Source organism: Mesorhizobium sp. WSM3860 (assembly GCF_002294995.1).
In the GTDB taxonomy this organism is placed as follows: Bacteria; Pseudomonadota; Alphaproteobacteria; order Rhizobiales; family Rhizobiaceae; genus Mesorhizobium.
Genome location: NZ_NSGF01000002.1, coordinates 327,397 through 351,920, shown reverse-complemented (window position 1 = coordinate 351,920; position 24,524 = coordinate 327,397). Strand labels below are relative to the sequence as shown.

Genomic DNA, 24,524 nt, shown 5'->3' with positions numbered 1-24,524 from the left:
CTGCTTTTCGGGAGTTCAGACTGTGATCACCTTGCTGAGGTGATCGCCCAGCCGGCAGGCGAGCGCGGTGATGGTCGTCGTCGGGTTGCACTGCCCGGAGGTGCAGAACACCGAGGAGCCGCCGACATAGAGGTTGTCCATGCCGTGCACCTTGCAGTTGGCATCGACGACGCTCTTCAAGACATCGGTACCCATGCGGGTGCCGCCCATATGATGGTGGCCCGCCGTCTCCTCATTCGTCGGATAATCGCCGCCATTGCCGATCCAGTCGGCGATGCGCACGCGGCCGAGATTCTTCTGCGCCATGGTCGTGCCGAAGAGCCGCAGGCCTTCCAGCAAGGTGCGACGCTCGAGCGGCGACTTCTTCCAGTGCAGCTCGACGCGCGGCACGCCGGCGTGGTCGACATCGGTCTTCGACAGCTCGATCTGGTTCGAGGCGAGCGGCGCCTGTTCCCAGGCGACGTAGAGCTGGGCGGCGCAGCGCAGGCGCTGGCTGAGCTGGTCGGACATCCACTCCGCCATAGTGGGCGCGGTGCAGGCCAGGTCCGCGATCAGCCGTTTGACGTTCGGGTAAGGCATCTCGATCAGCCTGATGCCGAAATTCAGGATCTGCAGCCGCTCCATCGCGGCGGGCGTGGGCGAGAAGAAAGCTTCGTTCGAGGCGTCGACCTCAAACTCGCTGTAATTGGTTAGGATGGCATTGCCGCCCTCGAAAGTCGGGTGCTCCATCCAATAGCGGCCGAGCGCGGCAGCGTTCGGCACCACGCCGCCATTCGAGCGCTGATTCGACCACAGAAGAAGCTTGGAGTTCTCCAGCCCGCCGGTGCAAGTGATGAAGTAATCCGCCGTGATGGTGCCGGCGCCCTCGCCGTTCGACCACAATTTGGCGCCGGTCACGCGCCTGCCGTCGCCGGCAAGCTCCGTTGCGTAGGTGTTGAGCACGACGGCGATGTTCTTGCTGCGGTCGAGCTCGTCAGCGAACTTCTCGCCAAAGCGCACGGCGCCGCTCTTGATCAGCTGCACCCACCGGATGTCGTCCGAGATTGGAACATCGGGCCGGAAGTCGGGAAGCTCGAGAATGTCGCGGACCTCGGGCAGATAAGGTTCGATGTCGGCGCGGCTTATCGGCCAGCCGGTATCCGGCGCCCAGGCCTTGGGCTCGAAATCCTGGCTGTCGAGCACACGGCACCAGCCGGCCCAATGGTTGGAAGAGCCGCCCATGAAGCGCAGCCTGGTGATGTCGAGGTCGAAATAGTCATCGCCGACCGTGGCGCCGCGATAGAAGTCCTGCGATTCGTCGCTGAATTCGCGCGAGCCGGCCTCCAGTACGACCACTGGGATGCCGGCGGCGCCCAGTTTCCTGGCAATGGTGGTGCCGGCCGGGCCGGAGCCGAGAAGGCAGACTTTGGGCTTGAAGCTCGCCTGCTTGTAAGCCTCGTAGCTGTCGAAGATCATGCAAGATCGCTCCGCCTGAGGATCCAACCATTGACCTCCACGATCTCGTCAGGGTCGATCCCGTTTGGGTCGGAGACGGCGGGCTGGTTGCGGAACAGCGACAGCGCGGGCAGCGCGATCAGCGCCTGCATGATCGTGCGGCGCGAGATCTTCTTTATGAAGTTGCTCATGACACGTCTTTCGATGCGGACTCGATACGCATGCCGTTCCTGGACGGCACACATGCCGCCGCCGAAGCCAATTCCGTGCCAAGTCCAGATGAAAGCCGCGTTACAACCGGCGGATCGCCGCGGTTGAATTTGGTAAGGGTGAGGAATTTGCTAACGGCACCCAACCTCAGGCGGCCTCCGAAAGGTCGCGATCGAGAACGGACAGGTTGCGGCCGCGATGCTTGGCCTCGTAGAGCCTGCGGTCGGCGGCGCGCATCAGTTCCGACACGGTGGCGCTCTCGCCGCAGGTGATGCCGCCGATCGAGACCGTCAACGGCACGGTCCGCTCGTCGATAGGGCGAAAGCGGATCAGTTCGACCTCGCGGCGGATGCGCTCGGCCACGCGCCTTGCTTCCGATTCGGTGGCGCCGACCAGGAAGGCGGCGAACTCCTCGCCGCCGATTCGGCCGAGCACATCGCCGCTGCGGACACCGCGCTCGATGGCGCCGGCGATCAGAAGCAGCGCATCGTCGCCGGTCAGGTGACCGTAATTGTCGTTGATGGTCTTGAAGTGGTCGGCATCGATGATCAGCAGGGCGCCGCGATCGGCCTTGCGCCGGGAACCGTCGAGCGCGGCGAAGAAGGTCTCGCGGTTGAGCATGCCGGTCATGTCGTCGCGGCTTGCCTTCTCCGACAGGCGCCTGTGGGCGGCGGCGAGCTGGGCATGCGCGCGGGCAAGCTCGCGATGCGCATTTTTCAGGCGGTGGCTTTGCCAGAAGGTGCCGACGCTGGCGATCCAGGCGAGAATCAAAGGGCAAACCGTGGCCGTCAGCCAGACGGTGCGGCTGATCGTAAAGCCCATGGCCGGGACCACAACCAGCGTCAACAAGAGCGAGACAGCGACCGAAGCGAACGCGACGACTGCGGACTTCAAGATTATGCGACTCATCGCTGTCTCCCAACGGAATGCCTCTGTGCCAGCAAGCGCTGAAGGTGACCTTTCTTGGACGATTAAAATTTGAAGCGAGGCGCCATTTTCACGACGCAAGACGCGCAGAAGTTGTGGATAAACTCCGCGTCCGCGTGCCATAAGGAAGCCATGACGACGACACCCGAGCCCGCCCGCTTTGCCCATGTCACGGATTGGGTGTTCGACCTCGACAACACGCTCTATCCGCATCACTCGAATCTGTTCGCGCAGATCGACGTGAAGATGACCGCCTATGTCGGCGAGCTGCTGACGCTCTCGCGCGAGGAGGCGCGAAAGCTGCAGAAAGAGCTCTACCTGGAGTACGGCACGACGCTGAACGGGCTGATGGCGCGCCACGGCATCGACCCCGACGACTTCCTCGAGAAGGTGCACGACATCGACTATTCCTGGCTGGTGCCCGATCCGGTGCTCGGTGCCGCGATCCGCCAATTGCCTGGCCGCAAGTTCATTTTCACCAATGGCGACCGCAAGCATGCCGAGCGGGCCGCGCGCCAGCTCGGCGTATTGGACCATTTCGACGACATCTTCGACATTGTCGCGGCGGGCCTCAATCCAAAGCCGGCCCGCCAGACCTATGAGCGGTTCGCCGAGCTGCATTCCGTCACCGGCCACAACGCGGTGATGTTCGAGGACCTGGCGCGCAACCTCTCGGTGCCGAAATCGCTCGGCATGACGACGGTGCTGGTTGTGCCGCGCAATTTCGAGCCGACTTTCTCCGAGATCTGGGAGCGCGACCCGGCGAATGAGGACGACGTCGATTTCGTCACCGACGACCTCGCCGGCTTCCTGACGGCAATCGTCGAAGTCCCGGGCTGAACCAACTCCAGATTGCCGGGCCGCCGTCAGAACTCCCGCGTCATTGCGGCAACGACGAGCGCGCCCTCAGAGGCTGTAGAAGCGGCGAACGATGTCCCAGGCTTCGTCGGCGGTGTCGACGAAATCGATGATGTCCTGGTCGCCGGGCGAGATCGTGCCTTGCTCGGCAAGGAAGTCGAGGTCGATCGCCCGTTGCCAGAACGCCTTGCCGAACAGGATCACCGGCACGCGCTCCATGCGCCCGGTCTGGATCAGCGTCAACGTCTCGAAGAATTCGTCCATGGTGCCGAAGCCGCCCGGAAACACGGCGACCGCCTTGGCTCGCATGACGAAATGCATCTTGCGGATGGCGAAGTAGTGGAAATTGAAGCAGAGCTCGGGCGTCACGTAGGCGTTCGGCGCCTGCTCGTGCGGCAGCACGATATTCAAGCCGATCGATGGCGCGCCGACATCGTCGGCGCCGCGATTCCCTGCCTCCATGACTCCCGGTCCGCCGCCGGTGACGACGACGAATTCGCGATAATAGGACGTGGCCGATTGCTGCGAGCACAGCCGGGCGAACTTGCGCGCCTCTTCGTAATATTTGCTGTTCAGCTCGAGGTTCTTCTTCTGCGTCTCGTTCTTGGCCGCCCAGGCGTCGCCGCCCGGCTCGGGAAGCCGCGCACCGCCGAACAGGATGACGGTCGAGCGGATGCCGCGTTCGGCAAGGATCATCTCCGGCTTCAAGAGCTCGAGCTGCAAGCGCACCGGACGCAATTCGCGCCGCGTCATGAAGTCGGGATCGTTCCAGGCCAGGCGATAGGTTTCAGCCCGCGTCTGCGGCGTGTCCGGCACGCTTTTCGACCGCTCCAGATCCTCGTCCGAATGCGGCAGCGGCGTCCAGCCCGCCTTTTCCATGGGTGTCATCGAATCCACCGTCCTATTTCCTTTACTTGCGCCGTCCCGTGACGCAGTCGCGATTGACCCCCATTAAGGCTTCACATAGGGTCCGCGCGATTTCAAAACAGGTTAAGGCGCAGCCCTTAACAGCTTTGTAATGGAGCAAATTCATGTCGAAGCCCGATCTGGCGAGCCTCGAAAAGACCATCGAAAAGGCCTTCGAGGAGCGCGATACGATTTCGACCGCGACCCGCGGCGAAACGCGCGACGCCATCCAGTCGGCGCTCGACCTGCTCGACCGCGGCGTCCTTCGCGTCGCCGAGCGCCAGGACGACGGCAAGTGGCTCGTCAACCAGTGGCTGAAGAAGGCGGTACTGCTCTCCTTCCGGCTGAACCCGATGGAGATCATCAAGGGCGGTCCCGGCCAGGCGGTATGGTGGGACAAGGTGCCGTCGAAGTTCGACGGCTGGGGCGCGGTCGATTTCGAGAAGGCCGGCTTCCGCGCAGTGCCGTCCTCGGTCGTGCGCCGCTCGGCCTATGTGGCGCCGGGCGCGGTGCTGATGCCGTCCTTCGTCAATGTCGGCGCCTATGTCGATACCGGCACCATGGTCGACACCTGGGCCTCGGTCGGCTCTTGCGCCCAGATCGGCAAGAACGTGCATCTCTCCGGCGGCGTCGGCATCGGCGGCGTGCTGGAGCCGATGCAGGCCGGTCCGACCATCATCGAGGACAATTGCTTCATCGGCGCGCGCTCCGAAGTGGTCGAAGGCTGCATCGTGCGCGAAGGCTCGGTGCTCGGCATGGGCGTGTTCATCGGCCAGTCGACCAAGATCGTCGACCGCGCCACAGGCGAAGTCTTCTACGGCGAGGTGCCGGCGAATTCGGTGGTCGTCGCCGGCTCGCTGCCGGGCAAGCCGCTGCCCAATGGCGAGCCGGGGCCGAGCCTGTACTGCGCCGTCATCGTCAAGCGCGTCGACGCCAGGACCCGCTCCAAGACGTCGATCAACGAATTGCTGCGCGATTGATCTTTTCCGGAAACGGACGCACCTTCCGCCGGCGCGACATTCCGTCGCGCTGGTTCAACGGAGGGGCGTCATGGACTGGAAGTATCTGCTGACGAGTTTCGACGGCCGCATCAACCGCGCCAAGTTCTGGGCCGGCATCGGCATATTCATCGTCATCGCCATCCTTGCGTTCATTCTCGACTCGATCCTTGGCACGACGTTCACCACCGCCAGCGGCGACCAGATCGGCATCCTCGGCATCCTGGTCGCGCTGGCATCGATCCATTTCGCGATTGCTCTCTATGCCAAACGCTGGCACGACCGTAACAAGTCGGGCTGGTGGACACTGATCGGCCTTATACCCATCATCGGCGGCATCTGGCTGCTCATCGAACTGGGCATCCTCGAAGGCACCAGGGGCGCCAATCAATACGGACCGGACCCGCTTGCCTGAAAAAGCAGACTTCATCTGGCTCTTCTTCAAAACCTCGGGCCGCGTCAGCCGCGCGGCCTATTTTCTCGGCGGATTGCTGGTTGCTATCGTCCAGGCCTTTCCGCTCTACCGCTTCACGCTGGTGCCGGAAGGCTCGGCCGAGAGCAACATGTGGTCGTTCGTCTTCTTCCTCGCCTTCCTCGCCTCGTTGTGGTCGAACGTCGTGCTGGCAGTGAAGCGGTTGCACGACCTCGACAAACCGGGCATCGCGGCGCTGGTGCTGTTCGTTCCCGTCGTGTCGATCGTTGCCTTCCTGGTGCTCTGCCTGTTTCCGGGACAAGCCGGATCCAATCGCTATGGCAGCCGCACCAATGCGCCGGGCGACGGCTAGAGCCGGATGATCTTAGGTCGAATCGCCCTCAAATCTGGATCCGGCTCCAAATCAAAGAGATACCTGTCGCGCAAAATCTGGCAGAAGATCACGCTTATCGAGGACCGCCGCTGACCTCGTCGGGCGTCAATCCGGGCGGACCGCGCCTGTCCGCTTCCGCCTGACGCACCAGCGCCAGGATACGCTTTGTCACAGGCGCCGGCACGCCGGTCTTTTGCGCGAGCCGCAGGATCGCGCCCTGCAATTCGTCGACCTCGGTCGGCCGACCACGCTGGAGATCGTCCCACATCGAGGATCGCGCCTTGGGGTCGATCGACAGTAGCCGCCGGGCCAGGATTCCGAACAGCCAGTCCGGAAGCCGCAGCACTTTCGGCAGCAGCCAGGGGGGTGGCCCGGCGATGCGCGCCGGCTCGATACGGCAAGCTTTCATTGTGGCCAGCGCCTCGTCGATCTGATCTGCCAGAATGGCGCGCCAGCCGCGGTCCGCCAATTCGGTCGCCAGCGGCAGGTCGGAGAGCGCGACCAGCGCATTGTTGAGGTTCATCAACAGTTTGCTCCACTGCACGGCCTTCATGTCGGCGTGGGTTTCGACCCCAAGTCCTTCGACATTGAGCAGTGCTGCAAGGCCGGGCACAGCATTCTCGATGATGACAATGCCGTCGCTGGCGCGGCGGACACTGAACGGCGTCTCGCCGTCCGGCGGTTGCACGACATTGAACGCGACCATACCGGCAAGCACGCGATGCGCTGGAAGCGCTCCGCGCAGTTTGTCCGGATTGTCGACGCCATTCTGCAGGCTGACCACAATGGCATCGGGGCCGGCATGAGCCGCAACAAGCGTCGCCATCTCCTCGGTCGCGCCGCTCTTTACGGTGACCAGAACGATATCCGCCCTGCGCAGCGCCAGCGCCGGATCCTCGGTGACCGCCAGCGCCTCTGGCCCGATGCGACGGTCGCGGCCGTCGAGGTCGCTGATCCGCAGCCCGTCCTTGCGCAGCGCCTCGAGGATGCGGCCGCGGCCAAGGAAGACGACCTTGCGCCCGGCGAGCGCCAGGCAGCCACCGACATAGCAGCCGATGCTGCCGGCGCCTGCTATCGCGATCGTCTTTCCTTCATTGGCCATGCGATCATCCCGTCCTGTCCCGCGCGACTATACGACAACGACAACCATATTGTCGGCGGCTTGCTCGGCAATCATCTGCCACCGTGACAGGCCTGCCGCTTTCGACTATCGCTTTGCCCATGAAATTGCCGACCGACCCCGCCCAGAACCTTGCCGCCCTGATCCGCTGTCCTTCCGTGACGCCCGCCGAAGGCGGCGCGCTGCAGACGTTGGAGGACATGCTGAAGCCGCTTGGCTTCTCGGTCGAGCGGCCGAGATTCTCGGAGGATGGCACGCCGGACATCGAAAATCTCTATGCGCGCCGCTCCGGCAACGGCCCGCATCTGATGTTTGCCGGCCATACCGACGTGGTGCCGGTCGGCGACGAGGCGGCCTGGACGCATCCGCCCTTTGCCGCCGAGATCGCCAATGGCGAGATGTATGGCCGCGGTGCCGTCGACATGAAGGGCGGCATCGCCTGCTTCATCGCCGCGGTGGCGCGCCACATCGAAAACAATGGCGGCCCGAAAGGCTCGGTCTCGCTGCTGATCACCGGGGACGAGGAAGGGCCGGCCATCAACGGCACGGTGAAGCTGCTCGACTGGGCGGCTGCCAAGGGCGAGAAATGGGACGCCTCGATCGTCGGTGAGCCGACCAATCCGGACGCGCTCGGCGATATGATCAAGATCGGCCGGCGCGGTTCGCTCTCCGGCAGCGTCATCGTCAATGGCCGCCAGGGCCATGCCGCCTATCCGCAACTTGCCGACAATCCGGTGCGCGGGCTTATGAGCCTTGTCGACGCGCTGCTCCATCCGGTGTTCGACAGGGGAACGAAGGATTTCCAGCCGACCAATCTGGAAGTGACGTCGATCGACGTCGGCAACCCGGCGACCAATGTCATCCCGGCCAAGGCCACCGCCACGTTCAACATCCGCTTCAACGACACTTGGGATGCCGAGACCGTCCAGTCCGAGATCCACAACCGGCTCGACCAGGCCGCGGGCCGCAAGAAATATCGGCCGGGCAAGAAGACCGCGGTCGACTACGAGCTTGTCTGGCGCGACCGGCCGAGCCATGTCTTCCTTACCCGCGACGAAAAGCTGATCGACACGCTGAGGGGCTCCGTTGCCGCGGTGGTCGGCAAGACGCCTTCGCTCTCCACTTCCGGCGGCACGTCGGATGCGCGTTTCATCAAGGATTTTTGCCCGGTGGTCGAGTTCGGGCTGGTCGGCAAGACCATGCACATGGTGGACGAGCGCGTGGCGGTCGCCGATCTCGAGACGCTGACACGGATATACGAGCGCTTTATCGAGGACTGGTTCGGACAAGGTCTGACGTGACCATGCTCTCAACGGACGAAACCTTTGCTTCGCTGGCCGGCGCCTGGCGGCTGATGCTCGGCAAGGCCGACGGCCTGCGCATGCTCGATCTGTCTGCGGACGGTTTCTGGAATTCCTTCTTCGCCATCGTCGTTGCGGCGCCGGCGCTGATCGTGGGCTGGGTCGGGATCGCCAATGAGATAGGCGATCCGAATGCGTTCGCCGGGCGGCTCGGCATGCTGCTCCGGCTGGCAACGGTCGACATCGGTTCCTGGGTGCTGCCGCTGGTGGCGCTCGCGCTGGTCGCGCCGCGCGCCGGTATCGGCGGCCGCTTCGTCCACTACGTCGTCGCCTCCAACTGGGCCTCCGCGATCATCGCCTGGCTGATGCTGCCGTCGGCGCTGCTGAGGTTGTTCCTGCCGTCGACCGACGAAGTCAGCGGCCTGGTCTCGCTGCTTCTGTTCGCGCTGTCGATGGTGCTGACCTGGCGCATGACCAATGCGACGATCGGCAAGGGCGCGGCTGTCGGCACGGGGGTATTCGTCGGCATGTTCGTCGCCTCGCTGCTCGTCTTGTTCGGGCTGCAGGCGCTGCTCGGCATCGACATTCCGGACGGCGCGAGGGGCTAGCTCTCCGCGTCCTCTGCCACGGCGGGTTTGTCAGCCGTCGCCGGATAATCGACCCCGACCAGGAACAGGCCGTCAGGCGGGGCTACCTGTCCGCAGGCGGCGCGGTCGCGCGCTTCGAGCGCCGCCTTGAGATCGGCGGCACCCCAGGAGCCATCGCCGACCCGCCGCAGTGATCCAACCATCGAGCGCACCTGGTTGTGCAGGAAGGAGCGCGCCGAGGTTCGCACCTCGATGACATCTCCGGCGCGGGACACATCGAGACGGTCAAGCGTACGCACCGGGCTTTCGGCCTGGCACTGGGTGGAGCGGAAGGTGGTGAAATCGTGCCGCCCGAGCAGCACCCTCGCCGCCTCGTGCATGGCCTCGGCATCGAGCCGTTTCGGCACCCACCAGACCTTGCCCTTTTCCAGCGCCGATGGGGCACGGCGGTTGAGGATGCGATAGAGATAATGGCGGCCGGTGGCCGAAAACCGCGCGTCGAAATCGTCGGCGACGACGGCAGCCTTGAGGATGGCGATGCGCGCGCCGGCAGCCTGCAAATGCGCGTTGACGGCATCGCGCACCTTGTCGCCCGCCCAGTCCCTGGCCAGATCGACATGGGCCACCTGGGCGGTCGCGTGCACGCCGGCATCGGTGCGGCCGGCGGCACGTATTCTCACCTCTTCGCCGCAGAACTTTTCGATCGCCTGCTCGATCGCCTGCTGCACCGAAAGCTGGTCCGCCTGATGCTGCCAGCCGGCGAATTGGCCGCCGTCATATTCGATATCGAGCCGAAAACGCGGCATGCCAGCTCTGCGTTTGGCGCTTGCCTAGGCGGCCAGCGCGGTGAAGGCCGAAGCGTATACCAGGCTGCCGGTCTCGGGCGCATCGCCCCAGGCCAGCGCCTGCAGCGCCTCGCCCTGGTATTCGCTCTCGAATTTCTCGGCGCGGGCGTGGCTGTAGCCGAAGCGGCCGTAATAGGCCGGATCGCCGAGCACCACCGCCAGCGTCTCGCCGGCTTCCTTCAGGCGGACATGCGCCTCGCGGATCAGCGCGCCACCGATGCCGGTGCCGTGGAAGGACGGCTCGACCGCCAGCGGCGCCAGCGCCACGGCCGCGAAGCGTTTGCCGCCGTTTTGCACAAAAAGCCTGGAAAACAGGATGTGGCCGACGACCTGGCCATCTTCTTCCGCAACCAGCTCGACGACGGCGTCGCCGCCGGTGACCAGCGCATCGACCAGGCCGGCCTCCGCCTGCTGGCCGAAGGCATGCTCTTCGACGAGGCGGATCGCCTCGCGATCCCGCGGCGTCGCCGCGCGTATCGACATCATGCTCATTGGAGTTTCGTTCCTTTTTCGATCTTGGCCCCGCGCAGAAACTCCTGCGCGGCGGCGGGCCTTCCACCCGCCCGTTGAACTTCGACCAGCCGCACCGCGCCTGACCCGCAGGCGACCGTCAGCCGGTCATCGAGAATACCTCCCGACTCGCCGACGCCGTTGGAAAGCGTCGAGCGAAGCAGTTTCAGCCGCTCCACGCGGCCACCAATTTCGACCTCGCACCACGCGCCCGGAACGGGCGAGAGGCCGCGAATGTGATTGTGGACTTCGCCGGCAGGCCGCGTCCAGTCTACGCGTGTCTCCGATTTATCGATCTTTCGGGCATAGGTCACGCCCTCCGTCGCCTGCGGGGCAAATGTCAGACAATTTATCCCCAACTGTGCGAGTGCCTCCACCATCAGCGACGCGCCTCGAGCCATCAAACGGTCATGCAGTTCGCCGGCGGTGATATCGGGTCCGATGGCGCATTTTTCAACCAATGCCACCGGGCCGGTGTCCAGTCCCTCTTCCATGCGCATCACCATCATGCCGGTTTCGGCATCGCCGGCCATGATGGCGCGCTGGATGGGAGCAGCACCGCGCCAACGCGGCAAAAGTGAGGCATGGCCGTTTAGGCAGCCGAGCCTGGTTGCTTCGAGAACCGGTTTCGGCAGGAGCAGGCCATAGGCGACGACCACGGCGACATCGGCCCGCAAACCGGCAAAGGCCCGTTGCTCGGCCTCGCCCTTGAGCGACGGCGGCGTGCGCACTTCGAGCCCGAGCCGTTCCGCCTCGCGCTGCACCGGCGACGCCGTCAATTCCAACCCGCGCCGGCCGGCGGCGCGCGGCGGCTGCGTATAGACGGCGGCAATCTCGTGGCCGGCCTCGGCGATAGCGCTGAGCGTCGGCACCGAAAAATCCGGTGTGCCCATGAAGATGACGCGGAGGGGCATGACCCCTAGCCCACCATCTTGCCCGGCGCCTTGTCCCTGGCGAGCTTCTTGAATTTCTTCACCACCATGTCGCGCTTCAGCTTCGAGATGTGGTCGATGAACAGCACGCCGTTGAGATGGTCGATCTCGTGCTGCAGGCAGGTCGCCATCAGGCCTTCCGCCTGGATTTCCTGCAGCTTGCCGTCGCGATCGAGATATTTCACCCGCACGGAAGCCGGGCGCTCGACTTCGGCGTAGTAATCGGGGATCGACAGGCAGCCTTCCTCATAGACCGAGCGCTCGTCGGAGCTTTCGAGGATTTCCGGATTGATGAAGACATGCGGCGCCGGCGGCTCGCCTTCCTTGGCGAGGTCGATGACCAGCAAACGCCGCGGCTCGCCGACCTGGATCGCCGCCAGCCCGATTCCCGGCGCGTCATACATGGTTTCCAGCATGTCGTCGGCGAGCTTGCGCAAATCACCGTCGACGCGCTCGACCGGTTTGGAAACCTGGCGCAGGATCGGATCGGGAAGGATGATGAGCGGCTTGATCGACATGGCGTCTCACCTAAGACGTCGATGGAAAAGCGTCAACCGGGGCGGCTTTGACTTGTTCACGTTTTGATCTGTGCCAGCAGAGCGAATCGGCTATGCTGCCCAAATGAACGACATGACCTCGATCCTTTCGCAACCCGTCGCGCGGCTCGGCGCCACCACGATCAGGCTCGGCGAGGCGCTTGGCTTCGGAGCGTTGCTGCTGCTGGTGCTGTTCCTGGCGCTCGTCATCGCGTTGTGGCGCGCTGCCGGGGCACGCGCTGCGGCGGCGGCCGAAGCCGCCGACCATGCCCGCGATACCGAAGCGCGCATGGCTGACATCATGCAGGCGCAGGCAGAGATGCAGGGGCGCATGGGCGCGATCGCCGAGGTATTCGGCGCCAGGCAAGCCGAGCTCACCCAGTCGCTTGGACAACGGCTCGACGCCATGACCGGCCGCCTCGGCCAGACCATGGCCGAACAGACAAGGTCGACGCATGAGAGCCTGGCCAAGCTGCAAGAGCGGCTGGCGGTCATCGACACGGCGCAGGGCAACATCCAGTCTTTAGCCGGTCAGGTCGTGCAGTTGCAGGCGATCCTCTCGAACAAGCAGACGCGCGGCGCTTTCGGCCAGTCGCGCATGGAGGCGATCATTGCCGACGGCCTGCCGCACGGCGCCTATGAGTTTCAGGCGAGCCTTTCCAACGGCAGCCGGCCCGACTGCCTGGTGCGGATGCCGAACGGCGCGCCGATGCTCGCCATCGACGCCAAGTTTCCGCTGGAGGCCTGGAACGCCATTCGTGCCGCCGAAGGCGCCGACTTGCAGAAGACGGCGGCGCAGGCGTTCCGGCGCGACATCGAGGTGCATATCCGCGATATCGCGGAAAAATACCTGATCCAGGGCGAGACGCAGGACACCGCCTTCATGTTCGTGCCCGCGGAATCGGTGTTCGCCGAGATTCACGAGAATTTCGAGGCCGTGGTGCAGAAGGCGCACCGCGCCCGCGTCGTCATCGTCTCGCCGTCATTGCTGATGCTGTCGATCCAGGTCATCCAGGCGATCCTGAAGGACGCGCGCATGCGCGAGCAAGCGCACCTGATCCAGGGCGAGGTCATCCGCCTGATGGAGGACGTGGCGCGAGTCGACGAGCGCGTGCGCCGGCTGCAGACGCATTTCGGCCAGGCGGCCAGGGATATCGACGACATTCTCGTCTCGACGACGAAGGTCACCAAGCGCGGCCAGAAAATCGAGGCGCTGGAGTTCGCCGAGGGCGAACCCGAACCGCCGCGCGGTCCTGCCAAGGTGGAGGCCGGCGCTCGCGTGGCAGACTCCAAGACGGGCCAATTGCGGCTGAGGGTCGTCGAAGACGGCGAGTAACTACGTTGGAAAGAGCGCTTCTTTCATTCGCTGGTGGTCGCATACCTTGAGGATTGGCCAGAACGCCAATCGCTTCGTGATTCTAGGGCGGAGCAAGGAGCGAAGCGACGCGCGCAGACCCGAGAATGACGAAGGTGAGGGGGCTTCTCCCAATCGCCAAGGCTTCGCCTCTACTGCTCCTCGATGGTCGTTATGCCTTCGAATTCAGGCAGCCAGTGCAATGCCGAGCGGTGCCAGACCTGTCTTCTCGGGACGAGGTCCTCGCGCTGACGCGCTGTGCCGACCCGGATGCCGTAGATTTTCGGCCCGTCGCCCACCGACGTGGCATAGAGATGCGATCCGCATTCGCCGCAAAACCCCTGCGCGCGCTTGGCGCCGCTGGATCCGGTCTTGATATAGACCTTCGGTGTGCCCTTGGTAATCCGGTATCGGTCTTCTGGCGCGCCAACTGTCACGCGAAAGGCTGTTCCGGTGAGCTGCTGGCAATCAGTACAGTGGCAGATACCGGTCTTTTCCGGATCGACCTCCGCCTCATATTTGATGGCGCCGCAATGGCATCCGCCGTCGATCTTCATCAGCGTTTCTCCTCAGTTCGCCACGCCAGGCTAATCCTCTTCGGAGGCCCCGGCGATGGCCTTACGCCTGCGCTCCCATGTGCCAGTCGCCTGCGGCTTGACGAACAGCCTGGTGATTTCGGGCATGTCCTTTTTCAGTCGCGCCTCCAGGCGTTCAACGCAGGCTTCGATCTCGGGCGCGGTGAGATGATCCTCGAATTCTATGCTTAGGCCTGCAACGATCTCCTCGGGGCCGATATGGACGCTCAGTATGCCGTTCGCCCGCTGCACGGCAGGATCCTCCTGAGCGATAACCAGAACCTTCTTCTGGACCTCCGGGGACGCAGGCTCGCCGAGCAGCAGGCCCTTGCTCTCGCGCGCCAGGAAGATCGCGGTCGCGCCCAGGATGACCGCGATGCCAATCGAGCCGACGCCGTCGAGCTCGGGAATCGCCAGAAGTTCAGACGTAAGGATGCCCGCGAAGGCGACGACGAGGCCGAGCAGCGCGGCGCTATCCTCGAACAACACCGTGTAGATGCTGGGATCCTTGCTCATCCGGACCGCCTCGAACCAACCCAGCCTTCCCTTCTGTTCCCGGAACGCCTTCAGCGCCACCAGCCAGGAGCTCCCTTCGAACAGAAAGGACAGGCCGAGCACGATGTAATTGACCTTGGCGTTGACGACCGGTTCAGGCGCCATGATGTGGATGACGCCCTCGTAGAAGGAAACGCCGGCGCCAAGCGCGAACACCAGAAGGGCTACGATAAAGCTCCAGAAATAGAGTTCGCGTCCGTGTCCCAGCGGATGCGTGCGGTCGGGCGGGCGCGCGGCACGGCGCATGCCGTATAGCAGAAGCGCGCCATTGCCGGTGTCGACCAGCGAATGCACGCCCTCCGAAAGCATGGCTGAAGAGCCTGTGAAGAACGCTGCGGCGAATTTGGTCAGCGCGATCGCAAGGTTGCCGGCGAGCGCGGCGTAGATCACTCTTTTCGAGCCGCTATGCCCTGCCATGCGCTTCCGATCCTCATCCAAGTGCCGAGCTCAGCGGCCTGCCGGCCAAAGCTCCACCGACAATGCGCCAGCCGCTCCGAGGTTCAAGATGCCGGGATGCATTTCTGTTGCCTAATCAATCCCGAGGTCGCGGGATCAAGGGAAAACGGTTGACATCGCGGAAGCCGGGTTTCGAAGCGGCAAGCGGCCTCTTGCGGTCGGGCGCTTCTCTTGTTTCACTTGTGTCGTCCACAAATCGGAGGAGCGAATCATGGCGAAAGGTGCGATGAAGGCGGGCAAGGAACCCCGCAAGCCGAAGAAGGACGCCAAGAAACCGGCCGCGGCCCCGGCTCCGAAGGCGCCGCCGGTCAAGGCGATGCGCATCAAGGAGAAGTAGGCCGCCAGCGGCCAATCCGTCTCGATGCGGATTTGAACCGGCGGCATGCCGAATGCTGCCGGTGTTTTGTTGATCGGGGCAGAACTCCTATATCAGTGCCGCGAGGACGACCTCGCTTCCCCGAAACCCGGCCGGGACGACCCGCCACCTCAAGCGTCGAGCATTCGATGCTCGATCGATGGAGCGTTCGCGATGTCCTGGATTTTTCTCTTCTTCGCCGGCCTGTTCGAGATCGGATGGGCGATCGGCCTCAAATATACCGATGGTTTCTCGAAGCCGCTCCCGACCGTGCTCACAATCGTCTCGATGATCGTCAGCCTTGGCCTGCTCGGGCTTGCGTTGAAGACATTGCCCGTCGGCACGGCCTATGCGGTGTGGACCGGCATAGGCACTGTCGGCACGGCCTTGCTCGGCATCTGGCTGATCGGCGAGCCGGCGACCGCGGTGCGGCTTGCCTGCATCGGCCTGATCGTCTGCGGCATCGTCGGGCTGAAGCTCGTCGCCTGATGCAGCACGAACGCGTTCAGGGCCACTCCTGGCGACCCTGATTCATTTTTCGAACGAACTCGAACCTAGCGGGCCGAGAAGCCCGGAGGCGTGCGACCGACGCGCGCCTTGCGAGCGGCGTAGCGCGCATCGCGCTTGGCCTTGCGTTCGGCCTCTTCGGCGAGCACGCGGGCGATGCGTTCGGTTTCCTCGGCTTCGCGGATCTTGGCCTCGGCAGCCGCTGCCTCTTCGGCAGCAAGACGGGCCGCTTCGGCCGCTGCCTCGCGTTCAGCCTTCTCGGCCGCTTCGCGCGCCAGCTTTTCCTGCTTCAATCGGGCCTTCTCGGCCTCGCGGATAGCACGCGCCTCGAGGATCGCCTTGCGTTCCGCCTGACGCGCCAGAACCGCTGGGTCGTCCGCCGCCGGCTTAGACTTGAAGCGCTCCAGGAGCGCCTTCTTTGCCTCGTTCGCGGCGTTGCGCCGCTCGAATATGTCTTTTTCCCTGTAAATAGCCAAGTCCACTTCCCTGAAGTCAATTCGCGACGCTTACATACGCGCGAAAGCGGTGAGTTCAAGCGCCAAAACGGTATGCCAGCCATGAAAATCTGGGCTGTTGCCGTCGGGATACGTCGCCGCGGCGCGATGCACTGTTCACAAATCGCGCCTCTGGCGGCTCTGGGGGCCGGTCGCTACCTCTAGCGCCAACAATCAACGCCCAAGCGGCGCATCAGGATGCATGAAAATGGAACTTGGCCTCTACACTTTCGCGGATGTCAGCCCGGAGCCGGGCCCCGGCGCCATCGGCCCGCACGAACGGCTGCGCAACCTGATCGAGGAGATCGAGCTGGCCGACCAGGTCGGTCTCGACGTGTTCGGCCTCGGCGAACACCATCGCCCCGACTATGCGGCCTCGGCGCCGGTCGTGGCGCTGGCCGCGGCTGCAGAGCGGACGAAGCGCATCAAGCTCACCAGCGCGGTCACCGTGCTTTCTTCCGACGATCCGGTGCGGGTCTTCCAGCAGTTCGCGACGCTCGACCTTCTGTCCAGCGGCCGCGCCGAGATCATGGCCGGGCGCGGCTCCTTCATCGAGTCGTTTCCGCTGTTCGGCTACGACCTCGAGGACTATGACGAGCTCTTCGCCGAGAAGCTCGATCTTCCTGCTTGCCATCCGCGACCAGGTAAAGGTGACGTGGCAGGGCAAGCTGCGCGCGCCGATCAATGGCCGCGGCGTCTATCCTCGACCTTTCCGGGACAAGCTGCCGATCTGGATCGCCATTGGCGGGACGCCGCAGTCCGCCGCCCGCGCCGGCGCGCTCGGCCTGCCGCTGGCCCTTGCCATCATCGGCGGCGAGCCGGCCCGCTTCGCGCCGCTGTTCGAGATCTATCGCGAGGCGGCAAGGCGCGCCGGCAACGATCCCGCCTCGCTCGCGACCAGCTTGAACGTGCATGGCTTCGTCGGCGAGACGACCGAGAAGGCGGCCGACGATTTCTACGCACCGCAGGCCGAGGTGATGAACCGCATCGGCCGCGAGCGCGGCTGGGGGCCGACCTCGCGGGCGCATTTCGATCAGGCGCGCGGGCCGAACGGCGCGCTGTTCGTCGGCAATCCCGAACAGGTGGCGGAAAAGATCGTCGCCCAGCACAAGATCTTCGGCAACGACCGCTTCCTGTTGCAGATGGCGATCGGCACCATGCCGCATGCCAAGATCATGAAGGCGATCGAGCTCTACGGTACCAAGGTGGCGCCGGTCGTGCGCAAGGAAACGGCGAAGGCCGCGCCGGCGCCCGTCGCCTGAGGACGCCTGCCCAGCAAGATGCGCCCTCACCGCCGGCTAAGGAACCTTGGCGGCGGCGCGTACGTTTCCTCGGCGATCGCGAGGGGAACCGATGAAGGTCGAAACGAGCGCTTCGGGTTCGAACGTTGGCGAAAGCCCGGACGAGCGTGACAGCGCCCGCGCCGAATTGCGGCTGATTCGATTGCTGCTGGTCGGCATCTTCGTCCTGATAACGATAGCCGCGCTTTATTTCGCCCGCGCCTTCTTCATGCCGGTGATCCTCGCCTTCCTGCTGGCGCTGACGCTGACCCCGATTGTGCGCTTCCTGCGCAAGCGAGGCATCCCCGAGGTGGCCTCCGCGACGCTGCTGGTGCTGCTCTCCCTCTTCGTCTTCGCCAGCGCCGGTTACCTGCTTAGCGGCCCCGTCATCGATCTTATCAACAACAGCTATTCGATCGGCGAGAAACTCACGGAGCGGCTGGCGCCGTTCAAGCGTCCGCTCGAGAGGGTCATGGATCTGTCGCGTCAACTGGAGGCCCTGACCGAGACATCGCAGGAACCGGGTGTGCAGAAGGTCGCGGTGGCACCGTCCGGCATCCTGTCGACGGCGGCCAGCAACATTCTGGGAGCCGGCACCAGCATCACCATCGTCTTCGTGCTGTCGCTGTTCCTGCTCGCCTCCGGCACCTTGTTTTACGAAAAGATCGTCCAGTCCTTCGCCCACCTCAGCGACAAGAAGCGCGCGCTGCGCATCGTCTATGACGTCGAGCACGAGATTTCCCATTACCTGCTTACCGTGGCGGCCATCAACGCCGGCCTCGGCACGGGGATCGGGCTAGGCCTTTGGGGACTGGGGATGCCGAACCCGCAGGTGTGGGGCGCGGCCGCGGCCCTGCTCAATTTCCTGCCCTATGTCGGCGGGCTGATCACCTTCCTGCTGGTCACGATCATCGCGCTGATCAGCTTCGATACGATCCCCTACGCGCTGCTGGCACCGGCCTTCGTTTTGTTGTGCGACATCGTCGAAGGCCAGTTCGTGACCCCGACGGTGGTCGGCCGGCGGCTCGAGATAAACGCGGTGGCGATCTTAATCGCCATCGCCTTCTGGTCCTGGCTGTGGGGTTTCGTCGGCGCGCTGATGGCGGTGCCGCTGCTGGTGGTCATCAAGGTGTTCTGCGACCATTTCGATGGCCTCAGCCATGTCGGCAATTTTCTCGCCGCGCAGCAGACCATGGCGATCGACGACGAGGCCGGCGAAAACAACCACAAATCCGCCGCGTGACGCCTGGGCCAATCTGCATGTCCGGCCGGTTGTTTGCGGGGCCCATGGCGAGTGCCTATATCGGACCGGTCTAGAGCATGATGCCGAAAAGTGTGAAGCGGTTTTCGGGACGACATCATGCTCTATCTCCTTGATTTAGAGCCGGATGATTTCAGGCCGATTCGACCTGAAATCATCCGGCTCTAGCCGGACCCGCCTGCATGAATGACTTCGATCTCGATGGCTATTTCGCCCGCATCGGCTATGGCGGGGCGACAGATTCTTCGCTCGCGACGCTGCGGTCGCTGCATCTGGCACATCCGCAGGCGATCCCGTTCGAGAACATCGATGCGCTGATGGGCGTTTCGGTCGGGCTCGATCCAGCATCCCTGCAGAACAAGGTCCTTGCCCAAGGCCGCGGCGGCTATTGCTTCGAGCACAATCTGATCTTCATGCATGCGCTTAAAGCGCTGGGATTCAGCGTCAGCGGGCTCGCCGCGCGCGTGCTGTGGGGCCAGCCGGACGACGCCATCACCGCGCGCAGCCACATGCTGCTGCGCGTCGAGGTCGATGGAAAAACCTTTATCGCCGATGTCGGCTTCGGCGGCCTGACGCTGACGGCGCCGCTGCTGCTGGAGCCGGATATCGAACAGCAGACACCGCATGAGACGTTCCGCATCGCTCAAACCGGCGACCATTTTCGCCTGCAGGCCAATATCGGCGGCGCCAACGTCGGCGGCGCTTGGCGCACGCTCTATCGCTTCGACATGCAGCGGACCTACGAGATCGATTACCAGGTGAGCAGCCATTTCCTGTCGACGCATCCGAGCTCGCATTTCCTGTCCACCCTTGTCTGCGCGCGCGCTTTGTCCGACCGGCGTTACGCGCTGCGGAACAACCGCCTGTCTATCCATCATCTCGGCGGCCGCAGCGAGCAGCGGGAAATCGCCTCGGCGACCGAACTCGCCGACGTGCTGGAAGGCCAGCTCGGCATCGTCATTCCCGACCGCGCCGCCTTCGAGGCCAGGTTGCGGCAGAAGCAAATCGTGGAGACCTGACCAATGACGGCCCTTTCGGTTCTCGACCTGTCGCCGATCACGCAAGGCAGCAATGCCTCGCAGTCGCTGGCCAATTCGCTCGACCTTGCCCGCCATGCCGAGCGGCTTGGCTACAAGCGCTACTGGCTCGCCGAGCACCACAATATGCCGGGCATCGCCAGTGCGGCGACGTCGGTTGTCATCGCCCATGTCGCCGGCGGCACCAAGGCCATCCGCGTCGGCGCCGGCGGCATCATGCTTCCCAACCATGCGCCGCTGGTGATTGCCGAGCAGTTCGGCACGCTGGCAGCACTTTTCCCCGGCCGCATCGATCTCGGCCTCGGCCGCGCGCCGGGCACCGATATGATGACGGCGCGGGCGCTTCGCCGCAATCTGCAGGCCAGCGACAACTTCCCCCAGGACGTGGTCGAGCTGATGGGCTATTTCCAGCCGGCCGAGGAAGGTCAGCGCATCCGCGCGGTGCCGGGCGAAGGCCAGGACGTGCCGGTCTGGATCTTGGGCTCCAGCCTTTATGGCGCGCAGCTCGCGGCGATGCTTGGCCTGCCCTATGCTTTCGCCTCGCATTTCGCGCCGGCCGAACTCGACCACGCGCTGGAGGTCTATCGCACCCGTTTCCAGCCGTCGGCGCAGTTTGACAAGCCTTATGTGATGCTCGGCCTCAATGTCTTTGCGGCGCCCACCGATGCCGAGGCGAAGCTTTTGTTCACCTCGCTGCAGCAGGCCTTCGTCAATCTGCGCAGCGGCCGGCCCGGCCAGCTGCCGCCGCCGGTCGAAAACCACGACCGCGACCTCGATCCGGTCGCCAGGACCATGCTGGCCCAGGCCTTGTCCTGCGCCGTCGTCGGCGCGCCGGAAACGGTCCGCCAGGGCATCGACGCCTTCGTGCGCCGCACCGGCGCCGACGAATTGATGGTGACGGCGCAGATGTTCGACCACACCGCGCGGGTGCGCTCCTTCGAGATCCTCGCAGACGTGCACAGATCGATGACGCAAGCGGCCTGACCGCTGAGCCGCCTATCCGCCGGGGAGGCAATTGATCGCCGGCGGAAAACACATCTTTCTGAAGCTCCACGCGACTCTGTTCGCAGGCATTCACGAACCGATCGTGACGACTGCGACGTTTTTGCCCGCGCCCGATCTACCGCTGTCCGGCCTTGTCGGGCCGCAAATCGGCCGCAAATTGGCGATTCAGCGCTGTTCGCGGCAGCGGATCGGCTTGGTGGATGCGTTGCGCAGGATGCTTGCGCCTCGTGCCGCCTGTTCTTATATACGCGCCAACCGCCCGGCCTTGAAAACCCGGGACCGTGGCGGAATTTCTTGTGAACAGGGGCTTTCGTCGGAACGCCTTATCAGGGTCCTGAGAGCCTGCTTAGAGGAGAGACTAGAACAATGGCAAAAGTAATCGGTATCGACCTCGGAACCACCAACTCCTGCATCGCCATCATGGACGGCAAGGAGCCAAAGGTTATCGAGAATGCGGAAGGCGCGCGCACGACCCCTTCCATCGTCGCCATCAACAGCGACGGCGAACGCCTCGTCGGCCAGCCGGCCAAGCGCCAGGCGGTCACCAATCCTGAAAACACCATCTTCGCGGTCAAGCGCCTGATCGGCCGCCGCTATGACGATCCGGTGACGGAGAAGGACAAGAAGCTTGTCCCCTACAAGATCGTCAAGGGCGACAATGGCGATGCCTGGGTCGAGGCCGGCGGCAAGAAGCTGTCGCCCAGCCAGATCTCGGCCATGATCCTGCAGAAGATGAAGGAAACGGCGGAAGCCTATCTCGGCGAGAAGGTCGAGAAGGCGGTCATCACCGTTCCGGCCTATTTCAACGACGCCCAGCGCCAGGCGACCAAGGACGCCGGCAAGATCGCCGGCCTGGAAGTGCTGCGCATCATCAACGAGCCGACTGCTGCCGCACTTGCCTATGGTCTGGAGAAGAAGGACGGCAAGACCATCGCCGTCTATGACCTTGGCGGCGGCACGTTCGACATTTCGGTGCTCGAGATCGGCGACGGCGTCTTCGAGGTGAAGTCGACCAATGGCGACACCTTCCTCGGCGGCGAGGACTTCGACATGCGCCTGGTCGAGTACCTGGCGGCCGAGTTCAAGAAGGAGCAGGGCATCGACCTCAAGGCCGACAAGCTCGCCCTGCAGCGCCTGAAGGAAGCGGCCGAGAAGGCCAAGATCGAGCTGTCGTCGACGACCCAGACCGAGATCAACCTGCCCTTCATCACCGCCGACGCCACCGGGCCGAAGCACCTGACGATGAAGCTCACCCGGGCGAAGTTCGAAAGCCTGGTCGAGGACCTCGTGCAGCGCACCATCGACCCCTGCAAGGCGGCGCTCAAGGATGCCGGCCTGAAGGCGGGCGAGATCGACGAAGTGGTGCTGGTCGGCGGCATGACCCGCATGCCCAAGATCCAGGAGATCGTGAAGCAGTTCTTCGGCAAGGAGCCGCACAAGGGCGTCAACCCGGATGAGGTCGTCGCGCTCGGCGCCGCCATCCAGGCCGGCGTGCTGCAGGGCGACGTCAAGGACGTGCTGCTCCTCGATGTGACGCCGCTGTCGCTCGGCATCGAGACGCTGGGCGGCGTGTTCACCAGGCTGATCGAACGCAACACCACGATCCCGACCAAGAAGGGCCAGGTGTTCTCGACGGCCGAGGATTCGCAGTCGGCGGTAACCATCCGCGTCTTCCAGGGCGAGCGCGAGATGGCGGCCGACAACAAGCTGCTCGGCCAGTTCGACTTGGTCGGCATCCCACCGGCCCCGCGCGGCGTGCCGCAGATCGAGGTCACCTTCGACATCGACGCCAACGGCATCGTCAACGTCTCGGCCAAGGACAAGGGCACCGGCAAGGAGCACCAGATACGCATTCAGGCTTCTGGTGGTCTGTCCGACGCCGACATCGAGAAGATGGTGAAGGACGCCGAGGCCAATGCCGACGCCGACAAGAAGCGCCGCGCCCTCGTCGAGGCCCGCAACCAGGCCGAATCCCTGGTGCACTCGTCCGAGAAGTCACTGAAGGACTATGGCGACAAGGTCTCGGAGGCCGACCGCACCGCGATCGCCGACGCGATTGCGGCGCTGAAGTCCGCCGCCGAAGGCGATGACGTGGCCGATATCGAGGCCAAGTCGCAGTCGCTCGCCGAAGCTTCGATGAAGCTTGGCCAGGCCATGTACGAGGCCTCGCAGAAGGAAGCGGCCGAAGCCGACGCCAAGGCGGACGCCGCCAAGGATTCGGACGTGGTCGACGCCGACTTCGAGGAAATCGACGAAGACGACGACAAGAAGAAGTCGGCCTGAGCCGGCTGACGGCCAAATAATGCGAAAAGCCCGGCGCAAGGCCGGGCTTTTTTGCAACCTTGGCTGAAAAAGTGCGGACCCGGCCTAAAAATTGACGGAAAAACACCGGCGAGCCCGCCTCGGCTCTGGCATCCGGGCAACATCGCTCCTAAATCGAACAACGTGCCGGCGACGACGCAACAATGCTTGAAGACATTGAGCATCCGGACAGCGGGAAAAAATGAAAGCTGATTTCTACGAAACGCTGGGCGTGCAAAAAGGCGCCGACGACAAGGAGCTGAAGAGCGCTTTCCGCAAGCTCGCCATGCAGTTCCATCCCGACCGCAACCCCGGCGACCATGCCTGCGAGCACAAGTTCAAGGAAATCAACGAAGCCTACGAGACGCTGAAGGACCCGCAGAAGCGCGCGGCCTATGACCGTTTCGGCCACGCCGCCTTCGAGCAGGGCGGCATGAACGGCGCCGCCCACGGCTTCGGCGCCGGCGGCTTCGCGGACATCTTCGAAGACATTTTCGGCGACATGATGGGTGGCCGCCAGCGCCGCTCGTCGGGAGGCCGCGAGCGCGGCGCTGACCTGCGCTACAACATGGAGATCACGCTGGAGGAGGCATTCTCCGGCAAGACGGCGCAGATCCGCGTGCCGGCCTCCATTTCCTGCTCCGAATGCTCCGGCAGCGGCGCCAAGCCCGGCACCCAGCCGGTCACCTGCGCCATGTGCCATGGCCACGGCAAGGTGCGGGCAACGCAAGGCTTTTTCTCGATCGAGCGCACCTGCCCGCAATGCCAGGGGCGAGGCCAGACGATCAAGGATCCCTGCCCGAAATGCGCCGGCCAGGGCCGCGTCACCGAGGAGCGTTCGCTGTCGGTCAACATCCCCGCCGGCATCGAGGACGGAACCCGCATCCGGCTCGCCAATGAGGGCGAGGCCGGCCTGCGCGGCGGCCCTTCGGGCGATCTCTACATCTTCCTGGCGGTCAAGCCGCACGAGTTCTTCCAGCGCGACGGTGCCGACCTCTATTGCAAGGTGCCGATCTCGATGACGACAGCGGCTCTTGGCGGGTCGTTCGAGGTCACCACGCTCGACGGCACGCAGACCAAGGTGAAGGTGCCGGAAGGCACGCAGAACGGCCGCCAGTTCCGTCTGAAGGGCAAAGGCATGCCGGTGCTGCGGCAGCCCAATGTCGGCGATCTCTACATCCAGACGGCGGTCGAGACGCCGCAGAACCTGTCGCGCCGACAGCGCGAGCTTTTGGAAGAGTTCGAGCAACTCTCCTCGAAGGACAATTCGCCCCAGTCGAGCGGCTTCTTCGCCCGCATGAAGGACTTTTTCGAATCCTTCGGCGAACCCTGAGTGGCGTGCGGCAGGGGTTGACGCGCTGCCTCAACGTCATC

At 64.2% G+C, this 24,524-nt stretch carries 27 protein-coding genes and 1 pseudogene; 16 read left to right on the top strand and 12 right to left on the bottom strand.

Annotation, left to right across the window (positions count from 1 at the left end; translation table 11 throughout):
- Positions 1–15 precede the first annotated feature (15 nt).
- The 3 genes from CK220_RS05610 to CK220_RS05605 form a co-directional block, all read right to left on the bottom strand.
- Positions 16–1,455: a GMC family oxidoreductase gene (locus CK220_RS05610; RefSeq protein ID WP_095810573.1), complete on the bottom strand. Its 1,440-nt coding sequence runs from the start codon at positions 1,453–1,455 to the stop codon at positions 16–18.
- Positions 1,452–1,625, bottom strand: coding sequence for a hypothetical protein (locus CK220_RS31790; protein WP_176478994.1), 174 nt, complete (start codon positions 1,623–1,625; stop codon positions 1,452–1,454). The genes CK220_RS05610 and CK220_RS31790 overlap by 4 nt, the downstream gene beginning before the upstream one ends.
- Before the next feature lie 166 nt (positions 1,626–1,791).
- Positions 1,792–2,553, bottom strand: coding sequence for a GGDEF domain-containing protein (locus CK220_RS05605; protein WP_095810572.1), 762 nt, complete (start codon positions 2,551–2,553; stop codon positions 1,792–1,794).
- A 150-nt stretch (positions 2,554–2,703) separates the two neighbouring features.
- Here CK220_RS05605 and CK220_RS05600 point away from each other — a divergent pair, with 150 nt between their 5' ends.
- Positions 2,704–3,411 (top strand): pyrimidine 5'-nucleotidase, encoded by a 708-nt coding sequence (locus tag CK220_RS05600; protein WP_067003034.1) that lies wholly within the window; start codon positions 2,704–2,706, stop codon positions 3,409–3,411.
- A gap of 66 nt (positions 3,412–3,477) precedes the next feature.
- On the opposite strand, the gene CK220_RS05595 is transcribed toward CK220_RS05600, so the two are convergent.
- Positions 3,478–4,317: an LOG family protein gene (locus CK220_RS05595; RefSeq protein WP_095810742.1), complete on the bottom strand. Its 840-nt coding sequence runs from the start codon at positions 4,315–4,317 to the stop codon at positions 3,478–3,480.
- Between the two features lie 143 nt (positions 4,318–4,460).
- On the opposite strand from CK220_RS05595, the gene dapD reads away from it, so the two are divergent.
- The 3 genes from dapD to CK220_RS05580 all read left to right on the top strand — a co-directional run bounded on the left by dapD (position 4,461) and on the right by CK220_RS05580 (position 6,118).
- Positions 4,461–5,315, top strand: a complete 855-nt coding sequence (gene dapD / locus CK220_RS05590; protein WP_095810571.1) for a 2,3,4,5-tetrahydropyridine-2,6-dicarboxylate N-succinyltransferase — start codon at positions 4,461–4,463, stop codon at positions 5,313–5,315.
- 70 nt (positions 5,316–5,385) lie between these two features.
- A complete protein-coding gene (locus tag CK220_RS05585) occupies positions 5,386–5,748 on the top strand; it encodes a DUF805 domain-containing protein (RefSeq protein WP_095810570.1) in 363 nt (120 codons plus the stop codon).
- Positions 5,741–6,118: a DUF805 domain-containing protein gene (locus CK220_RS05580; protein WP_095810569.1), complete on the top strand. Its 378-nt coding sequence runs from the start codon at positions 5,741–5,743 to the stop codon at positions 6,116–6,118. Before CK220_RS05585 ends, CK220_RS05580 begins: the two co-directional genes overlap by 8 nt.
- A 94-nt stretch (positions 6,119–6,212) precedes the next feature.
- Here the strand turns inward: CK220_RS05580 and CK220_RS05575 are convergent, their stop codons facing one another.
- Complete coding sequence (locus CK220_RS05575) at positions 6,213–7,241, bottom strand: 2-dehydropantoate 2-reductase (protein WP_095810568.1); 1,029 nt, start codon at positions 7,239–7,241, stop codon at positions 6,213–6,215.
- Between the two features lie 119 nt (positions 7,242–7,360).
- Here CK220_RS05575 and dapE point away from each other — a divergent pair, with 119 nt between their 5' ends.
- Both dapE and CK220_RS05565 read left to right on the top strand, forming a co-directional pair.
- The gene (dapE, locus tag CK220_RS05570) at positions 7,361–8,560 is read left to right on the top strand and encodes a succinyl-diaminopimelate desuccinylase (RefSeq protein ID WP_095810567.1); all 1,200 of its coding nucleotides are present in this window, start codon (positions 7,361–7,363) and stop codon (positions 8,558–8,560) included.
- A 2-nt stretch (positions 8,561–8,562) separates the two neighbouring features.
- Complete coding sequence (locus tag CK220_RS05565) at positions 8,563–9,168, top strand: transporter (RefSeq protein ID WP_095810566.1); 606 nt, start codon at positions 8,563–8,565, stop codon at positions 9,166–9,168.
- Here the strand turns inward: CK220_RS05565 and truA are convergent.
- From truA to def, 4 genes are read right to left on the bottom strand one after another with little or no spacing between them, the layout of a single operon-like run.
- Complete coding sequence (gene truA, locus CK220_RS05560) at positions 9,165–9,953, bottom strand: tRNA pseudouridine(38-40) synthase TruA (RefSeq protein WP_095810565.1); 789 nt, start codon at positions 9,951–9,953, stop codon at positions 9,165–9,167. The genes CK220_RS05565 and truA overlap by 4 nt on opposite strands.
- Before the next feature lie 24 nt (positions 9,954–9,977).
- Positions 9,978–10,484: an N-acetyltransferase gene (locus tag CK220_RS05555; protein ID WP_095810564.1), complete on the bottom strand. Its 507-nt coding sequence runs from the start codon at positions 10,482–10,484 to the stop codon at positions 9,978–9,980.
- Positions 10,481–11,416 (bottom strand): methionyl-tRNA formyltransferase, encoded by a 936-nt coding sequence (fmt, locus tag CK220_RS05550; protein ID WP_095810563.1) that lies wholly within the window; start codon positions 11,414–11,416, stop codon positions 10,481–10,483. Before fmt ends, CK220_RS05555 begins: the two co-directional genes overlap by 4 nt.
- Positions 11,417–11,421: 5 nt before the next feature.
- Positions 11,422–11,952 carry a peptide deformylase gene (gene def, locus CK220_RS05545; RefSeq protein ID WP_095810562.1) on the bottom strand — a complete coding sequence of 177 codons (531 nt, stop codon included), beginning with the start codon at positions 11,950–11,952 and terminating at the stop codon, positions 11,422–11,424.
- A gap of 103 nt (positions 11,953–12,055) precedes the next feature.
- Here def and CK220_RS05540 point away from each other — a divergent pair, with 103 nt between their 5' ends.
- Entirely contained in the window at positions 12,056–13,306 is a 1,251-nt protein-coding gene (locus CK220_RS05540; RefSeq protein WP_095810561.1) for a DNA recombination protein RmuC, read from the top strand.
- 170 nt (positions 13,307–13,476) lie between these two features.
- Here CK220_RS05540 and CK220_RS05535 read toward each other — a convergent pair whose 3' ends face one another.
- Positions 13,477–13,881, bottom strand: a complete 405-nt coding sequence (locus CK220_RS05535) for a GFA family protein (RefSeq protein ID WP_095810560.1) — start codon at positions 13,879–13,881, stop codon at positions 13,477–13,479.
- 30 nt (positions 13,882–13,911) lie between these two features.
- Positions 13,912–14,871, bottom strand: a complete 960-nt coding sequence (locus CK220_RS05530; protein ID WP_095810559.1) for a cation diffusion facilitator family transporter — start codon at positions 14,869–14,871, stop codon at positions 13,912–13,914.
- Between the two features lie 250 nt (positions 14,872–15,121).
- Here CK220_RS05530 and CK220_RS32765 point away from each other — a divergent pair, with 250 nt between their 5' ends.
- Positions 15,122–15,247 carry a hypothetical protein gene (locus CK220_RS32765; RefSeq protein WP_082953831.1) on the top strand — a complete coding sequence of 42 codons (126 nt, stop codon included), beginning with the start codon at positions 15,122–15,124 and terminating at the stop codon, positions 15,245–15,247.
- A gap of 192 nt (positions 15,248–15,439) precedes the next feature.
- Positions 15,440–15,754: a quaternary ammonium compound efflux SMR transporter SugE gene (gene sugE / locus CK220_RS05520; RefSeq protein WP_095810558.1), complete on the top strand. Its 315-nt coding sequence runs from the start codon at positions 15,440–15,442 to the stop codon at positions 15,752–15,754.
- A 65-nt stretch (positions 15,755–15,819) separates the two neighbouring features.
- On the opposite strand, the gene CK220_RS05515 is transcribed toward sugE, so the two are convergent.
- Positions 15,820–16,248: a DUF6481 family protein gene (locus tag CK220_RS05515; RefSeq protein ID WP_095810557.1), complete on the bottom strand. Its 429-nt coding sequence runs from the start codon at positions 16,246–16,248 to the stop codon at positions 15,820–15,822.
- 226 nt (positions 16,249–16,474) lie between these two features.
- Between CK220_RS05515 and CK220_RS05510 the strand changes: the two are divergent.
- The 7 genes and pseudogenes from CK220_RS05510 to dnaJ all read left to right on the top strand — a co-directional run bounded on the left by CK220_RS05510 (position 16,475) and on the right by dnaJ (position 24,483).
- Positions 16,475–17,528 (top strand): annotated as a pseudogene (locus CK220_RS05510) (LLM class flavin-dependent oxidoreductase).
- Positions 17,529–17,619: 91 nt separating this feature from the next.
- Complete coding sequence (locus CK220_RS05505) at positions 17,620–18,789, top strand: AI-2E family transporter (RefSeq protein WP_095810556.1); 1,170 nt, start codon at positions 17,620–17,622, stop codon at positions 18,787–18,789.
- 200 nt (positions 18,790–18,989) lie between these two features.
- A complete protein-coding gene (locus CK220_RS05500) occupies positions 18,990–19,826 on the top strand; it encodes an arylamine N-acetyltransferase (RefSeq protein WP_095810555.1) in 837 nt (278 codons plus the stop codon).
- 3 nt (positions 19,827–19,829) lie between these two features.
- Positions 19,830–20,828, top strand: a complete 999-nt coding sequence (locus CK220_RS05495; RefSeq protein WP_095810554.1) for an LLM class flavin-dependent oxidoreductase — start codon at positions 19,830–19,832, stop codon at positions 20,826–20,828.
- 31 nt (positions 20,829–20,859) lie between these two features.
- Positions 20,860–21,228: a hypothetical protein gene (locus CK220_RS31305; RefSeq protein WP_141245094.1), complete on the top strand. Its 369-nt coding sequence runs from the start codon at positions 20,860–20,862 to the stop codon at positions 21,226–21,228.
- Positions 21,216–23,132 carry a molecular chaperone DnaK gene (dnaK, locus tag CK220_RS05490; protein WP_095810553.1) on the top strand — a complete coding sequence of 639 codons (1,917 nt, stop codon included), beginning with the start codon at positions 21,216–21,218 and terminating at the stop codon, positions 23,130–23,132. Before CK220_RS31305 ends, dnaK begins: the two co-directional genes overlap by 13 nt.
- 220 nt (positions 23,133–23,352) lie before the next feature.
- Positions 23,353–24,483 carry a molecular chaperone DnaJ gene (gene dnaJ / locus CK220_RS05485; RefSeq protein ID WP_095810552.1) on the top strand — a complete coding sequence of 377 codons (1,131 nt, stop codon included), beginning with the start codon at positions 23,353–23,355 and terminating at the stop codon, positions 24,481–24,483.
- Positions 24,484–24,524 lie beyond the last annotated feature (41 nt).